The sequence below is a fragment of the Streptomyces sp. NBC_00236 genome (assembly GCF_036195045.1).
GTDB lineage: Bacteria > Actinomycetota > Actinomycetes > Streptomycetales > Streptomycetaceae > Streptomyces.
In genome coordinates this window covers 4,032,936-4,047,439 of sequence record NZ_CP108100.1, presented here as the reverse complement: position 1 = coordinate 4,047,439, position 14,504 = coordinate 4,032,936, and the positions used below count along the sequence as shown (strand labels likewise).

Genomic DNA, 14,504 nt, shown 5'->3' with positions numbered 1-14,504 from the left:
ACTGGGACGTGACAACGATGACCGACACTTCCAACGCTGCTCGCTTCCGTGAGTTCAAGATGCCCGACGTGGGCGAGGGACTGACCGAGGCCGAGATCCTCAAGTGGTTCGTCCAGCCCGGCGACACCGTCACCGACGGCCAGGTCGTCTGCGAGGTCGAGACGGCGAAGGCCGCCGTGGAGCTGCCGATCCCGTTCGACGGTGTGGTGCACGAACTGCGCTTCCCCGAGGGCACGACCGTCGACGTCGGCCAGGTGATCATCGCGGTTGATGTCGCGCCGGGTTCCGGTGACGACGCCCCCGCCGCCGAGCCTGCCCCCGCACCGGCCCCCGAGGCCGAGCCGGAGGCGCCGAAGGGCCGCCAGCCGGTCCTGGTGGGCTACGGCGTGGCCGAGTCCTCCACCAAGCGGCGCGCCCGCAAGGGCACGGAGGCGGCCCCCGCCGCCGCCTCCGCCGCGATCCAGGGCGAGATGAACGGCCACGGCACCGGCCACGCGGCTGTCGCCGAGGCCCGTCCGCTCGCCAAGCCGCCGGTCCGCAAGCTGGCCAAGGACCTGGGCATCGACCTGGCCACGGTCACCCCGACCGGCGACGGCGGCATCATCACCCGCGAGGACGTCCACGCGGCGGCGACGCCGGCGCCGGCTCCCGCGCCGGTGCCGACCGAGGCCCCGGCCCCGGTCGCGGCCCCCGCCCCGGTGGCGGCGGGCGCGCGCGAGACCCGTATCCCCGTCAAGGGCGTACGGAAGGCGATCGCTCAGGCGATGGTCGGCAGCGCGTTCACGGCGCCGCACGTCACGGAGTTCGTGACCGTCGACGTGACGCGCACGATGAAGCTTGTGGCGGAGCTCAAGGAGGACAAGGACATGGCCGGGGTGCGGGTCAACCCGCTCCTGATCATCGCCAAGGCCCTCCTCGTCGCGATCAAGCGGAACCCCGAGGTCAACGCCGCCTGGGACGAGGCGAACCAGGAGATCGTGCAGAAGCACTACGTCAACCTGGGCATCGCCGCCGCCACCCCGCGCGGACTCATCGTCCCGAACATCAAGGACGCGCACGACCAGACGCTGCCGCAACTGGCCGCCTCCCTGGGCGAGCTGGTCTCCACGGCCCGCGAGGGCAAGACGTCCCCCGCCGCGATGGCGGGCGGCACGGTGACCATCACCAACGTCGGCGTCTTCGGAGTCGACACGGGAACGCCGATCCTGAACCCGGGCGAGTCCGCGATCCTCGCGGTCGGCGCGATCAAGCTCCAGCCCTGGGTCCACAAGGGCAAGGTGAAGCCCCGCCAGGTGACCACCCTCGCGCTCTCGTTCGACCACCGCCTGGTGGACGGCGAGCTCGGCTCCAAGGTCCTCGCGGACGTCGCCGCGATCCTTGAGCAGCCGAAGCGGCTGATCACCTGGGGGTAGTTGCCCCGGTGGTACGTGTATGAGGTGGGCCCGCACGGAGTTCGTGCGGGCCCACTCGCGTGTGTCGGCAAACCGTTCCCTTCGCTGACCGCCCCGGAGCGTGCGGTCAGGAGGGCACGGCGGGGCAGACGGTGCCCCGCGGTGGAACTGTCAGCTCGGTCAGGTAGCGGTCCACGGTGTCCTCCATGCACGGGCCGCTGGTGACACTGCCGTGCCCGTGGCCCTCGTACGTCAGAAGGACACCGCTGCGCCCGAGCTGCCGGGCCACCGAGACGGCCCACGGGTAGCCGGTGGCGGGATCGTGCCGCGCGTTGGACACCAGGATCGGTGGGGCGCCGTGTGCGTCCAGCCTGTGCTGCGGGTTGGCCGTCGGCGCGCCCAGACATGCCGCCACCATGTGAATCGGCAGCAGGTACGGCAGATCGGGCGCGGTCCTTCTCATCATGGCGACCAGCGAGGAGTACTCCCGGTAGTCGCGCACGGGCAGGTGCCAGTCGGAACAGAAGACCGGGGTGGCCGGAGGCAACGCCGCCGCCGAGGTGGGCGACGCCGGCAGCGGCTTGCTCGCGTCCATCTCCGCGATGGTCGAGGCCAGGCCCGCGTAATCGGCGGCGTAGAACCTCCGGAACGCGTGTCTGTTGACCAGATCCGAGGACGACAGCGAGATGCCCGGCTTCGCCGGGTCCTCCAGCTCGCCGCGCCCGGCCCGCGCCAGCAGGCCCTGCCAGACGGAGCGGACGTCGCGGCCGTGCAGCGCGCAGCTCGTGGCCCCGGCGCACCACTTCACGAACTCCTGGAACGAATCCTCTGCCGCGGCTGCCTCCGACCGCAGGAAGTCACGGGCGGTCGGGACGCTGTGGTCCATGACGCTCTCCAGCACCATCGCGCGCACGCGCCGCGGGTACGCCTCGGCGTACTGCGCGCCGAGCAGGGTGCCGTACGAGCTGCCGTGGAAGGTCAGTTTCCGCTCACCGATGGCGGCCCGGAGCGCGTCCAGGTCCCGGACCGTCCGGGCGGTGTCAAGGTGGTCGAACACCGGGCCGGTACGGGCCCGGCAGTCGGCACGGAGCCGCCCGTTGTACGCCACGGTGGCGTCGAAATCCGCCTGGCTCCTCAGCTCCGGTGACGGCCGCTGGGCCAGCAGGTCGCCGGAGCAGGCCACCGGGTTGCTCCCGCCCACACCGCGCGGGTCGAAGCTGACGATGTCGAACCTGCGGCGGACCTCGGGGCTGAACCGGCTGATGCGGTCCACCACCATCTGCACACCGGAGTCGCCCGGCCCACCGGGGCCGAACACCATCGAACCGACGCGTGCGCCGGGGTCGGTGGCCTTGCGCCGGGCCACGGCCAGGCCGAGTCTCGGTCCGCCCGGGCGGGCCCAGTCGACCGGCACCGAAAGCACGGCGCACTCGGCTCCGGGCTGCGCCGCGTCGTCGCACGGTGCCCATCGCAGGGCCCCGGCCGCAGACGGTAACGCGTGAACCGCAGGAGCGGCGGCGACGCCGGTGACGACGGCCGTCGCGGCGCCCACGGCCAGGGCCGTGCCGCGCGTGGCGACGAGCCGCAGCGCAGATTTTTCCTTGAACGGCATGTTCCTCCTCGTGAACAGAGCGGTTGTGCTGCGCCAGGCGTACGAACCCGGCTTGTGCACCGCCGGCGCCACGCTAGGGGCACTGCCGCCCGTGTGGAGTCTCTGTCAGGGGTATCTCCGGGTCGGATCGGGGACCGCTCGGGGGCGGTCGGCCCGGCAGCCGGGATCGGGAGTGATGTGGGTGGAATCCCAGGCGCCCAGGGGCATCCGACGCGCTCACTTCGCTTCCAACTCGCCGCGACGTCGGATGCTGCCGAGCCATCCGTGTCACGGAGTCGCCGGGGTCTCCTCCCGCTGCCGCAGGGCGAGTTCGGCGTACACGGTCTTGCCGACGGTGCGCGGCTCGACGCCCCAGCGGTCGGCGAGCCGGGCGACGATGAGGAGCCCGCCGGCCCGGCCGGACCGTCCGCGTCGGAGAGAACACCCAGGGCGTCTTCTCCGACACCCTGGACCGCACGCTGCCGGGCGGTATGGCGGTCTGGCTTCCGAACGAGGAGTTCCTCACCCGCCAGGGAGGGACCTTCGACGGCGCGGGGATTCCGCCCCACATCCGTACACCGGTCTTCACCGAGGAGGAGTTCGCCACGGACCGGGACTCCGCCTTCGACGCGGCGGTCGCGGTGCTCCGGGAGCAGAAGAGGTCGTGAGACGCCACTCGTCTGTCCGGCGCGTCAGGTCACGGGACTGTCCCAGCGGGTGGTCGGCCCGGACGAGCGCGGAACCGTGGCGGAAAGTGGCCTCCCGGCAGGCCCGGCAACGTGTTCAGGCCCGGCGCAGCCGGTGTGGAGGGGCGTGTGGGCGGGCGGTACGTGTAACAGCCATGTCTTAGGCGGTGGTTACGCGGAACGGCGCGGCGGGCCCGCCGGTCTTGGTGATCAGTAACGCTCGCTCGTACCCGATCAGTACGGAGCGGCCGGTCCCGTTCACCGATGCTGAGGAAGAAATGATGCGCGCTCGCAGGATCACCTTCGCCGCCCTGGTCGTTGCCGCCGGCCTCTCGCTCACCGCCTGCCAGAACGGCGACGACGGTGCGGCGGCGAGTGACCCGTCGTCCGCCTCCTCGGCCTCCGCCGCGTCCTCCGCGGGAGGGGGTTCGGGCTCGGGCGGCTCGGATCAGGACAGCGGGAAGGAATCCGCCGGTACCGGCTCCGACGGCAAGGGCACGGCCGCCCCCGCCGACTCCGGGTCCGACAGCAGCGGCAAGACCGCCAAGTGCACCACCGACGGGCTGGAGATCACGGCGCAGGACGGATTCATCGACGGCGACCCCGATGGCAGCGTCGTGGTGGCGCTGACGAACGGCAGCGGCGCGGACTGTGTGATCTCCGGGTTCGCGGGCGTTGACCTGAAGACCGACTCGGGGGACATCTCCGCTACGCGCAAGGGTGAGCCCGGTGACCCGTACATCCTCAAGAACGGCAAGGAGATCGACTTCTACGTCAGCTACCCGCTCAATGAATCGGGTGGCTCCGGCGTCCGCATCACCGGGCTGGTGGTGACCCCGCCGAACGAGACGAAGTCGGTCACCCTCGCCTGGCCGGGCAACAGCTCGCTGCCGGTCACGGACGGCTCCGGCTCCTCGGTGCTGGTGGGCCCGATCGGCAGCGCGGGCCAGGGCGGCTGACCCGCACGCACCTGCGGCGCCGGACGGACCGGGCGGACGGACGGAAGGAGGGGCCCCACGTGCTTTCCGCGGGGCCCCTCCTTCCGTCACTCCGGAGCGGGCTACTTCTTGAAGCCGTAGTCCATGAGCTTCTTCGCGTCCGCGGTGCGGTTCGCCTCCGAGGTGGAGGTAAGGACCGTGCCGATGACCGTCTTGCCGTTGCGAGTGGCGGCGAAGACCAGGCAGTACTTGGCCGACGGGCCGGAGCCGGTCTTCACGCCGATCGCGCCGCTGTAGGTGCCCAGCAGCTTGTTGGTGTTGGTCCACGACATGTAGCGGTAGCCACCGCTCTTCGTGGTGACCTTCTGCTTCGTCGACTTCGTCTTCACGACCGTGCGGAACGCGGAGTACTTCATCGCGCTGCTCGCGAGCTTCGTCAGGTCGCGCGGGGTCGAGTAGTTGGACCCGTTGCTTATCCCGTCGAACGAGTCGAAGTGCGTGTTCTTCAGGCCGAGGGTCTTGGCCGTGGAGTTCATCTTGCCGATGAACGACTTCACCCGGGCCGCACGCGTCGAGCCGGAGCCGAACTTGTCGGCGAGTGCGTACGCGGCGTCGCAGCCGGACGGGAGCATCAGGCCGTAGAGCAGCTGACGGACCGTGACCTTGTCGCCCACGATGAGGCGGGCTGACGAGCCCCCCTTGGAGACGATGTAGTCGCTGTACGCCTTCTGGATCGTGACCTTGGAGTCCAGGTTGAGGCCCTTCTGGGCCAGCACCACCCGGGCGGTCATGATCTTCGTGGTGGAACCGGTGGAACGGCGGGTGTCCGCGGCTTTGGTGAACAGCGTCTTGCCGGTGCCGTTGTTCATTACGAAGCCGCCCTTGGCGACGATCTTCGGAACCGGCGGTGCGGCGGCCTGTGCGGTGGAGGCGAAGGCGCCGCCCGCGATGACGGCACCTGCGGTGAGAGCCACCGTGGCGGTAGCCGAAACGCGCTTTATGCGCTGAATGCCGAGTTTCAAGTTAACTGCTCCAAATGCCCCTGGAATGCGGCTGCATGGGGTGCCGCGCATGGGTGAGACGTGCAGGGGCGAGGAATGGTTGTGGCGTAGGAGGGGTGATTTTTCGCGATATCCGGGAGGCGTCACCGGCCGAGTCGGTCACGCCCAATGGGCGGCCCGAGAGGCAGCGCCGGCAAGGGCGGCCGCCGGCCCGGTGGTTCGCGCGCGGTCGGGAGGCAAGCCCTCGGCCGAGTCCTCGGGTCAGCCCCCGGGCCGCCCTGACGACAGCGCCACCCGGCGACGGGGGGCAGGCAGGATGGGCCGGTCCCCGCTCCCCTGGTGGGATGGGCGCACCCTCGAAACCGGGCGGCGAAGGGCCGCGGGCGAGGGCGGAAACGGGGTCCCTCATGCAGGTGTTACGAACGCGCCGGCGACGACTGTTCGTCCTGACCGGCCTGGCCGCGCTCCTCCTCGCCCCATCGGGCGGCACGGCCGCCGTCGCGGATCCGCAGCACACCGATCCGCTCCAGCGGCGGGTGGACGCGATCCACGACACAGGGGTGGTCGGGGTGTCCGCCGAGGTGACATCACCGGGCACACGGGACGTCGCGCGGGCCGGGGTGGCGGAGAGGGGAACCAGGAGGCCGATGCCTCCGGGCGGCAGGTTCCGGATCGGCAGCGCCACCAAGACGTTCACCGCGACGGTCGTGCTGCAACTCGTCGGCGAGGGGCGCCTGTCCCTGGAGGACACCGTCGAGCGGTGGCTGCCGGGAGTGGTCCGGGGCGGCGGTCCCGACGGCGGTTCCGCCACCGTGCGGCAGCTGTTGCAGCACACCAGCGGAATCCCTGAAGTCCTGCCGGAGATCGCCGCGTTGAACAGCGCCGACGGCTACCGGGCCGAGCGGTTCCGTACGTACACCCCGGAGGAACTGGCGGGGCTGGCGATGCGGCGCCGGGAGGACGTGCTGACCGAGGCCGCGTGGTCGTACTCCAACACCAACTACATTCTCGCCGCGATGATCATCCGCGAGGTGACCGGCCGGAGCTGGGACCGGGAGGTGGAGGACCGGATCATCCGGCCGCTGGGGCTGAGCGGTACCAGCACACCCGGCACCTCGCCGATCGTCCCCGGTCCCCATGCCCATGCCTACGCCTACGCCTACGCGGCGTTCGGCAGAAGCGCAGACACAGGCACCGGCACAGGCGCAGACACAGGCACCGGTGCAGACACAGGCACTGGCATCGATGTCACGCTGCTCAACGCGAGCATGGCCGTCGGATCCGGTGCGGTGATCAGCACGACGCACGACCTGAGCCGGTTCTACGCGGCACTGCTCGGCGGCCGCCTCCTGGAACCGGCGGAGCTGGCCGAGATGACGACCACCGTGTCCGCACCCGGGATGGGCGTCAGCTACGGACTCGGGCTGGGCGAGATCCCGTTGACCTGCGGCGGCACCTACTACGGGCACCCGGGCGAACTGCTCGGCTATCGCACCTGGGCCGGCATCACCCGGGACGGATCCACGACGGCCGTGGTGTACGCGACGAGTGACGGAGGCCCGGACACGCAGCAGGCGATGAGGACGCTCGTGGACCGGGAACTGTGCGGTGCCGCCGCCCCCGGGGAGAGGCGGACCGGCTAAGGGGAGGTGGTGACGCCCCACGCCGCCTCGATCATTTCGAAGATCTCGTCCACCGCGGCCTCCGGATCGGGCGCCTCACGGGACAGCGCGTACGCGTCGATCACGAACCTCGCGATCGTCCGGCAGGCCGTTGTGGTCCGTGTCAGGTCGGGATCGGCGGCGATGGCCGCCGCCAGGGTCTCCGCATGGCGCAGCCGCATCGATTCCTCGTACTCCCGCAGAGCGGAGGACCCGACGACCATGTCCCAGATCGGGGCGTTGCCGTCCGCCGTGCAGTGGCGCACCAGGGCGTGGATCTCGTGGCGCAGGGCGGGCAGGAGCGGTTCGTGCGGCGCCCGGCCGGTGACCGCCTCGGTGAGGCGCTGCTCGAAGGCCGTGTCCTGTTCGAACACCAGGGCCTCTTTGGAGGCGAAGTGGGAGAAGAGCGTGGTGACGGCCACGTCGGCCTCGGCGGCCACGTCACGGATGCCCACCGCGTCGTACCCGCGTTCCAGGAAGAGCCGCAGGGCGGTGTCGGCGATCTTCTGGCGGGTCGCGGCCTTCTTGCGCACACGGCGTCCGGACTCAACGGTCATACGGTGACGCTAGCAGGTAGGAAATCCTCACCGTTCCAAAAAGCTAACCGTTAGTGTTACGTTCCTCCGCATGAAGAAAGTGAGCTTCGCCGAGTTCGGCGGTCCGGACGTTCTGCAACTCATCGATGCCGAGGAGCCCCACGCGGGCCCCGGCCGGATACGCATTGCCGTGCGGGCGGCGGGCGTGAACCCCGTCGACTGGCGGGTCCGTGAGGGGCAGGTGCTGGGCGCCCATCCGACCGAGTTGCCCGCCGGTGTGGGGCTGGACGCCGCCGGGATCGTGGACGAGATCGGGGAGGGCGTGGACGGGGTCGAGGTCGGTGACCGGGTGTTCGGCGAAGGCTCCAGTACGTACGCCGAGTTCGCCGTCCTGTCCGCCTGGGCCCGGATGCCCGAGGGGCTGTCGTTCGAAGAGGCGGCCGGGTACCCCTCCGTGGTGGAGACCGCGCTGCGCGTCATCCGCGAGGTCGGTGTCCTGCCCGGGCAGACGCTGCTGGTCAGCGGGGCGTCCGGCGGAGTCGGGTCGGCGGTGCTGCAGATCGCCCGTGACCGCGGCATCACGGTGATCGGCACGGGCGGTGCCTCGAACCAGGACTACCTGCGGGGCCTGGGCGCCCTCGCCACCACGTACGGCGAGGGCTGGACCGAGCGGGTGCGGCAGCTCGGCCGGGTGGACGCCGCTCTCGACCTGGCCGGTTCGGGAGTGATCCGTGAGCTCGTCGGGCTGACGGGGGATCCCCGGAGGGTCGTCTCCATCGCCGATCTCGGCGCGCCCGCGTTCGGTGTCCGGTTCTCCGGCGTGGCAGGGAGTGTGCCGGACGCGCTCGCCGAGGCCGCCCGGCTCATCGCACGGGGAAAGCTCCACATCCCGGTCGAGAAGTCGTACCCGCTCGCCGAGGCCGCGGAGGCGCACATCGACAGCCGGGCCGGCCACACGCGCGGCCGTCGGGTCATCGTCGTCTGACCGGCTCCGCGCGCCGGCCGTGACCTGATCCGGGAGGGGAGGGGGTCACGTCCGCGGCGACCTCGCGCGAGTGCCGGCCTGCGGGCCCGGTGCACGAAGGTGCCCGGCGCATTACGGGAAGCTGCCCGGCGTATGCGGTGTGCGTACGCCGGGCGCCGTCGTCACACCCGGTTGAGATACCTCTGGAGGCCGTAGTCCATGAGCTTCTTCGCGTCCGCCGTGCGGGTCGCCTCCGAGGTGGAGGTCAGGACCGTGCCGATGACCGTCTTGCCATGACGGGTCGCGGCGAAGACCAGGCAGTACTTGGCCGACGGGCCGGAGCCGGTCTTCACGCCGATCGCGCCGCTGTACGTGCCCAGCAGCTTGTTGGTGTTGGTCCACGACATGTAGCGGGAACCGCCGCTCTTCGTGGTGACCTTCTGCTTCGTCGACTTCGTCTTCACGACCGTGCGGAACGTGGAGTACTTCATCGCGCTGCTGGCGAGCTTCGTCAGGTCGCGGGGGGTCGAGTAGTTGGACCCGTTGTCTATGCCGTCGAACGAGTCGAAGTGCGTGTTCGTCAGGCCGAGGCTCTTGGCCGTGGAGTTCATCTTGCCGATGAACGACTTCACCCGGGCCGCGCGCGTCGAGCCGGAGCCGAACTTGTCGGCGAGCGCGTACGCGGCGTCGCAGCCGGACGGCAGCATCAGACCGTAGAGCAGCTGACGGACCGTGACCTTGTCGCCCACGATGAGGCGGGCCGAGGACGCGCCCTTCGCGACGATGTAGTCGCTGTACGCCTTCTGGACCGTGACCTTGGAGTCCAGGTTCAGGCCCTTCTGGGCCAGCACCACCCGGGCAGTCATGATCTTCGTGGTGGAACCGGTGGAACGACGGGTGTCCGCGGCCTTGGTGAACAGGGTCTTCCCCGTGCCGTTGTTCATCACGAAGCCGCCCTTGGCGACGATCGTCGGAGCCGGCAGTGCGGCGGCCTGTGCGGTGGAGGCGAAGGCGCCGCCCGCGATGACGGCGCCTGTGGTGAGAGCCACCGTGGCGGCTACGGATGCGCGCCGTGCGCGCTGAATGCCGAGTTTCAAGTTGAACGCTCCAAAGGCCCCTGGAATGCGGCTAGATGGGTGGCCGTGCGCTGATGAGACCGATGGGGACGATCAATGGTTGTGGCGTGCGGGAGGGTGATTTCGTACGACATCCGGGGGCCCGCGTTCCGGATGTCGGGCGAGGGTCGGACCGGGGGCCGGGCCGGGGGTCGGCGTCCGCATCGTGGAAGGGTTCACGCTTGCGTGCATGTTGTATCTATGCTGTGCGCATGCCTGCTCCAGCCGCGTCCCCCGTCCGTCCGCCCGCGAAGCGGCCCCCCGCCGCCGAGCGCGTCTACACCCACATCAAGGACGCGGTCCTGAACCGCCGCTACGAGGGCGGGACGCTCCTGACCGAGGGCGACCTCGCCGACGCCGTGGGGGTCTCCCGTACTCCCGTGCGCGAGGCGCTGCTGCGGCTGGAGGTCGAGGGGCTGATCAAGCTCTACCCGAAGAAGGGCGCCCTCGTGCTCGCCGTCTCCGCGCAGGAGATCGCCGACGTCGTGGAGACCCGGCTGCTCGTCGAGGAGTTCGCCGTACGCAAGGCGGTGCCCGCCTCGGCGCAGCTGATCGCCCGACTGGAAGAGCTCCTGGAGGAGCAGCGGCAGTTGTCCGAGGCAGGGGACCTGGCCGCCGTCTCCGTGAAGGACCGCTGCTTCCACGCCGAGATCGTCCGCCACGCGGGCAACGAGATCCTGTCCCGCCTCTACGACCAGCTGCGCGACCGGCAACTGCGGATGGGGGTCGCCGTCATGGAGTCCCACCCCGGCAGGATCGCCGCCAACATCACCGAGCACGGCGAGCTGCTGGACGCGATCAGGGCCGGCGACGCGGACGGTGCCGCGCAGGTCGTGCGCCGCCACGTCAGCCGGGTCAAGGTGCTGGTCAGGGGTGAGGACCGGTGAGTGCCGGCGCTGCTCCCACCCTGTCCCTGCCCGGCGATCCGCCCGGTGGCCGACGTGCCGCCTGGGTCTGGGGCATCGGTGTCGGCGTCTACTTCGTCGCGATCATCTTCCGTACCAGCCTGGGTGTCGCCGGCCTCGACGCCGCCGAGCGCTTCGACGTCAACGCCTCGGCGCTCTCCACCTTCTCCATCCTCCAGCTGCTCGTCTACGCCGGCATGCAGATACCCGTCGGCCTGATGGTCGACCGGCTCGGCACCAAGAAGGTCCTCGCCATCGGGGCCGTCCTGTTCACCCTCGGGCAGCTCGGCTTCGCGCTCTCCCCCTCGTACGGCAGCGCGCTGGCCTCCCGTGCCCTGCTGGGCTGCGGCGACGCGATGACGTTCATCAGCGTGCTGCGGCTGGGGGCCCGCTGGTTCCCGGCCCGGCGCGGCCCGCTGATCGGACAGGTCGCCGCCCTCTTCGGCATGGCGGGCAACCTCGTCTCCACGCTGGTCATCGCCCGGTCCCTGCACGGCCTCGGCTGGACCACCACCTTCGTCGGCAGCTCGCTGGCCGGGGTCGTGGTGCTGGTGCTGCTCCTGCTCTTCCTGAAGGACCACCCCGAGGGGTTCGAGCCGCCGCCCGCCGAGCACGCCGGTGCGACGTACGTACGCAAGCAGATCGCCGCCGCCTGGCGGGAGCCCGGCACCCGGCTCGGCATGTGGGTGCACTTCACGACGCAGTTCCCGGCCATGGTGTTCCTGCTGCTGTGGGGCATGCCGTTCCTGGTCGAGGACCAGGGGCTGAGCCGGGGGACCGCGGGGGAGCTGCTCACGCTGGTGGTGCTCTCCAACATGGCCGTCGGCCTCGTCTACGGACAGGTCATCGCCCGCCACCACGCGGCCCGGATCCCGCTCGCCCTGGGGACGGTCGGCATGACGGCCCTGCTGTGGGCATCGGCCATCCTGCACCCCGGGGACCATGCGCCGATGTGGCTGCTGATCACCCTGTGCGTGGTGCTCGGCGCCTGCGGGCCCGCCTCGATGATCGGCTTCGACTTCGCCCGCCCGGCCAACCCGCCGGAGCGCCAGGGCACCGCGTCGGGCATCGTCAACATGGGCGGCTTCGTCGCCTCGATGACCACGCTGTTCGCCGTCGGTGTGCTGCTGGACGCGACCGGCGACAACTACCGCATCGCCTTCGCCTCGGTCTTCGTCCTGGAGGCGCTCGGCGTCGTACAGATCCTGCGGCTGCGGCGCAAGGCCGCGCACCGGGAGCGCGAGCACCATGTGATCAGCCGCGTGGAGGCCGTGCACGTGCCCGTGTGACCGCTGTGCCCCGCCGGCCGCCGCGTGCGCCCGTCCCGTCCGCGGGGCGGGCGCACCGGTGTGCCGTGACTACGGGGTGACGGCGAAGTTCTGCAGGATCGCGGCGGCCAGGTCCTGATCGCCCTCGGCCTTGATCCGGTCCGCGACGGCGCCCGGCCGCACCCGGCCGCAGGCGAGGCGTACGTACGTCTCCCAGTCCATCGCCAGCGCCACCACGGGACCGAGCGAGGGCGCACCGTCCACCGAACCGCGGCCCTCCGCGTCGACCCTGACGGTGCGCAGGAACTCCATGGGACCGTGCACATCCAGCACGACCGCCGAATTGGGCGGTGCGCCCGCGTCCTTGGCCACGACCTTCGGCAGCGCCAGAAGCAGCGTGTCCCGGACGACGGCGGCGCCGGGGGAATCCAGGTTGCCGGGCTTGCCCAGCGTCGTCCGCAGGTCCTGCTCGTGCACCCAGACGTCGAAGGCGCGCATCCGCAGCGCCAGTTCGAGGGTCTGCTCGGCACCGAGCGGCGCCCGCGTCATGGTCTCCGGGTCACGCGTCTCGTTGCGCAGCTGACGGGCCCGGCGGATGATCGTGTACTCCAGCTCGGAGGTCATCTCCGGCGCGGTGTGGTGGCGCCGGACGTCGACCTGCATCTCCATGTAGCGGGCGAAGTCGCTCTGTACGTGGAAGAGATCACGCGGAAGCGTGTGGATGGGACGCGGGTCGCCGAGCTGCTCGCACTCCATGCCGATGATGTGCGAGACGATGTCGCGCACCGACCAGTTGGGGCATGGCGTACGGCCGTTCCACTCCCCCTCGGTGAGCGGGCTCACCAGCTCGGCTATCGACTCGATGGAGTGGGTCCAGGCGTCGGCGTAGGTCTGGAGGCTGGGATGGACGGTCACGGGACCCCTCGTGCGGTTCTGCGGTGCATGGGCTGGAGAGCTGGGCGCGGACGGCGGGCTGCGGGCTGCGAGAGCGGCGATGAGGTTCGGTGGCTAAGTTACGCTGCGAGCAGGCACCCCGGCAGTGCTTTCGTGTGACGATCGTAGGCCCGTGTTGACGGCTCGAATGCCAGGACGGTGGTAGTGTGCGCGCCTCCCTCATCCAGATCGCAGTAGACCCGGACGAATCCGTGAATTCCCGCAGGGAACGCGCGGCTTCACTCATCGCCGCCCAACAGGGCGCGGACCTGGTGGTCCTGCCCGAGCTCTGGCCGGTCGGAGCCTTCGCCTACACGGAGTTCGAGAGCGAGGCCGAACCGCTGCACGGCCCCACGCACGAGGCGATGGCCAAGGCCGCCGCCGAAGCCGGGGTCTGGCTGCACGCGGGGTCCTTCGTCGAACGGGATGCCGACGGCACGCTCTACAACACCACGCTCGTCTTCACGCCCGAGGGCGAGCGGGCCGCCGCCTACCGCAAGATCCACCGCTTCGGCTTCGACAAGGGCGAGGCGGTCATGATGGGCGCCGGCGACGAGCTGGTGACCCTCGCCCTGCCGCAGACCACCCTCGGCCTCGCCACCTGCTACGACCTCCGCTTCCCCGAGATGTTCCGCGGCCTCGTCGACGCGGGCGCCGAGACCCTCGTCGTCGCGGCCGGCTGGCCGGAGCGCCGCCGCGCCCACTGGACGCTGCTGGCCCGGGCCCGGGCCGTGGAGAACCAGGCGTACGTCCTGGCCGTCGGCTGCGCCGGCACCCACGCGGGTGTCCCGCAGGCGGGCCACAGCATCGTCGTCGACCCGTGGGGCGAGGTGCTCGCCGAGGCGGGCGCGGACGAGGAGGTGCTGACCGTCGAGTTCGACCCGGCCAAGGTCGCCACCACCCGGGAGCAGTTCCCCGCGCTCAAGGACCGCCGGCTGGGGCTGTCGCGGCCCGCGTCACTGGGCTGACCGAGGGCGGTGCCTGTTTCACGTGAAACAGGCACCCGCCGCCTCTCAGTCCTCGTGCTCCTTCTCCGCCAGCACGATCACGCACACCGCCACCGCGATCAGCAGCCCCGCGTCGGCGTCCTCGCGCACGATGTCGATCCCGTACGTGTCCCGCACGGTCAGCCAGCGGCGCGAGATCTGGGCCAGCAGCTCCCCGTCGTAGTCCACCGCGAACTCGCGGTCCAGGATCTTGCCGCTGACGTCGAGCTCGGTGCCGTCCACCAGCGTCACCCGGTAGTGGTTGCGCAGCAGCGACAGCCGCTTCCGCTTGACCTTCGCGAGCTGCTCGCCGTCCCGCTCGATGAGCATCGTCTCGCGCAGGCTGAGCAGCTTCTGCCGGATCTCGACGATGATCCGGCCCTGCGCGTCCTTCAGCTCGAAGGTGTCGCGCATCCGCATGGCCTTGCCGTCGACGAGGAAGACCTTGCGCCCGTCGGCGTCCTCGATCCAGTAGTCGTCGCCGATGCCGAACAGTCGCTCACGCACGAGAAGTCTCATGGCTCACAGG

The 14,504-nt window shown here is 70.6% G+C and carries 13 protein-coding genes and 1 pseudogene; 8 read left to right on the top strand and 6 right to left on the bottom strand.

Going from position 1 to position 14,504, the window contains the following annotated elements:
• Positions 1 to 8: 8 nt before the first annotated feature.
• On the top strand, positions 9 to 1,412 hold the full coding sequence (locus OG446_RS18160; protein WP_328895045.1) for a dihydrolipoamide acetyltransferase family protein: 1,404 nt from the start codon (positions 9 to 11) through the stop codon (positions 1,410 to 1,412).
• Between the two features lie 106 nt (positions 1,413 to 1,518).
• Here OG446_RS18160 and OG446_RS18155 read toward each other — a convergent pair whose 3' ends face one another.
• Entirely contained in the window at positions 1,519 to 3,003 is a 1,485-nt protein-coding gene (locus OG446_RS18155) for an alpha/beta hydrolase (protein ID WP_328895044.1), read from the bottom strand.
• 389 nt (positions 3,004 to 3,392) lie between these two features.
• Here OG446_RS18155 and OG446_RS18145 point away from each other — a divergent pair.
• Both OG446_RS18145 and OG446_RS18140 read left to right on the top strand, forming a co-directional pair.
• Positions 3,393 to 3,650, top strand: a pseudogene (locus tag OG446_RS18145) (S41 family peptidase); the annotation flags it as partial.
• 299 nt (positions 3,651 to 3,949) lie between these two features.
• Positions 3,950 to 4,627 (top strand): DUF4232 domain-containing protein, encoded by a 678-nt coding sequence (locus OG446_RS18140; protein WP_328895043.1) that lies wholly within the window; start codon positions 3,950 to 3,952, stop codon positions 4,625 to 4,627.
• Between the two features lie 101 nt (positions 4,628 to 4,728).
• Here the strand turns inward: OG446_RS18140 and OG446_RS18135 are convergent, their stop codons facing one another.
• Positions 4,729 to 5,628 carry a D-alanyl-D-alanine carboxypeptidase family protein gene (locus tag OG446_RS18135; protein WP_328895042.1) on the bottom strand — a complete coding sequence of 300 codons (900 nt, stop codon included), beginning with the start codon at positions 5,626 to 5,628 and terminating at the stop codon, positions 4,729 to 4,731.
• A 386-nt stretch (positions 5,629 to 6,014) separates the two neighbouring features.
• Here OG446_RS18135 and OG446_RS18130 point away from each other — a divergent pair, with 386 nt between their 5' ends.
• The gene (locus tag OG446_RS18130; RefSeq protein ID WP_328895041.1) at positions 6,015 to 7,250 is read left to right on the top strand and encodes a serine hydrolase domain-containing protein; all 1,236 of its coding nucleotides are present in this window, start codon (positions 6,015 to 6,017) and stop codon (positions 7,248 to 7,250) included.
• Here OG446_RS18130 and OG446_RS18125 read toward each other — a convergent pair.
• Positions 7,247 to 7,825, bottom strand: a complete 579-nt coding sequence (locus OG446_RS18125) for a TetR/AcrR family transcriptional regulator (protein ID WP_328895040.1) — start codon at positions 7,823 to 7,825, stop codon at positions 7,247 to 7,249. The genes OG446_RS18130 and OG446_RS18125 overlap by 4 nt on opposite strands.
• Before the next feature lie 70 nt (positions 7,826 to 7,895).
• Between OG446_RS18125 and OG446_RS18120 the strand changes: the two genes are divergently transcribed.
• Positions 7,896 to 8,789 (top strand): NADP-dependent oxidoreductase, encoded by an 894-nt coding sequence (locus tag OG446_RS18120; RefSeq protein WP_328895039.1) that lies wholly within the window; start codon positions 7,896 to 7,898, stop codon positions 8,787 to 8,789.
• 161 nt (positions 8,790 to 8,950) lie between these two features.
• On the opposite strand, the gene OG446_RS18115 is transcribed toward OG446_RS18120, so the two are convergent.
• Positions 8,951 to 9,865: a D-alanyl-D-alanine carboxypeptidase family protein gene (locus OG446_RS18115; RefSeq protein ID WP_328895038.1), complete on the bottom strand. Its 915-nt coding sequence runs from the start codon at positions 9,863 to 9,865 to the stop codon at positions 8,951 to 8,953.
• 230 nt (positions 9,866 to 10,095) lie between these two features.
• Here OG446_RS18115 and OG446_RS18110 point away from each other — a divergent pair, with 230 nt between their 5' ends.
• Together OG446_RS18110 and OG446_RS18105 are read left to right on the top strand one after the other, a co-directional pair.
• Entirely contained in the window at positions 10,096 to 10,770 is a 675-nt protein-coding gene (locus OG446_RS18110) for a GntR family transcriptional regulator (RefSeq protein WP_328895037.1), read from the top strand.
• Positions 10,767 to 12,077, top strand: coding sequence for an MFS transporter (locus tag OG446_RS18105; RefSeq protein WP_328895036.1), 1,311 nt, complete (start codon positions 10,767 to 10,769; stop codon positions 12,075 to 12,077). Before OG446_RS18110 ends, OG446_RS18105 begins: the two co-directional genes overlap by 4 nt.
• A 69-nt stretch (positions 12,078 to 12,146) precedes the next feature.
• On the opposite strand, the gene OG446_RS18100 is transcribed toward OG446_RS18105, so the two are convergent.
• Positions 12,147 to 12,971, bottom strand: a complete 825-nt coding sequence (locus OG446_RS18100) for a maleylpyruvate isomerase family mycothiol-dependent enzyme (RefSeq protein ID WP_328895035.1) — start codon at positions 12,969 to 12,971, stop codon at positions 12,147 to 12,149.
• A 185-nt stretch (positions 12,972 to 13,156) separates the two neighbouring features.
• On the opposite strand from OG446_RS18100, the gene OG446_RS18095 reads away from it, so the two are divergent.
• Positions 13,157 to 13,957 (top strand): carbon-nitrogen family hydrolase, encoded by an 801-nt coding sequence (locus OG446_RS18095; protein ID WP_328895034.1) that lies wholly within the window; start codon positions 13,157 to 13,159, stop codon positions 13,955 to 13,957.
• 45 nt (positions 13,958 to 14,002) lie between these two features.
• Here the strand turns inward: OG446_RS18095 and OG446_RS18090 are convergent, their stop codons facing one another.
• The gene (locus OG446_RS18090) at positions 14,003 to 14,494 is read right to left on the bottom strand and encodes an LURP-one-related/scramblase family protein (protein WP_328895033.1); all 492 of its coding nucleotides are present in this window, start codon (positions 14,492 to 14,494) and stop codon (positions 14,003 to 14,005) included.
• Positions 14,495 to 14,504 lie beyond the last annotated feature (10 nt).

Bases quoted from the DNA above. Each gene is read 5' to 3' on its own strand.
- OG446_RS18155 (WP_328895044.1), bottom strand. From the start codon at position 3,003: ATGCCGTTCAAGGAAAAATCTGCGCTGCGGCTCGTCGCCACGCGCGGC.
- OG446_RS18120 (WP_328895039.1), top strand. From the start codon at position 7,896: ATGAAGAAAGTGAGCTTCGCCGAGTTCGGCGGTCCGGACGTTCTGCAA.
- OG446_RS18125 (WP_328895040.1), bottom strand. From the start codon at position 7,825: ATGACCGTTGAGTCCGGACGCCGTGTGCGCAAGAAGGCCGCGACCCGC.
- OG446_RS18110 (WP_328895037.1), top strand. From the start codon at position 10,096: ATGCCTGCTCCAGCCGCGTCCCCCGTCCGTCCGCCCGCGAAGCGGCCC.
- OG446_RS18090 (WP_328895033.1), bottom strand. From the start codon at position 14,494: ATGAGACTTCTCGTGCGTGAGCGACTGTTCGGCATCGGCGACGACTAC.
- OG446_RS18140 (WP_328895043.1), top strand. From the start codon at position 3,950: ATGCGCGCTCGCAGGATCACCTTCGCCGCCCTGGTCGTTGCCGCCGGC.
- OG446_RS18130 (WP_328895041.1), top strand. From the start codon at position 6,015: ATGCAGGTGTTACGAACGCGCCGGCGACGACTGTTCGTCCTGACCGGC.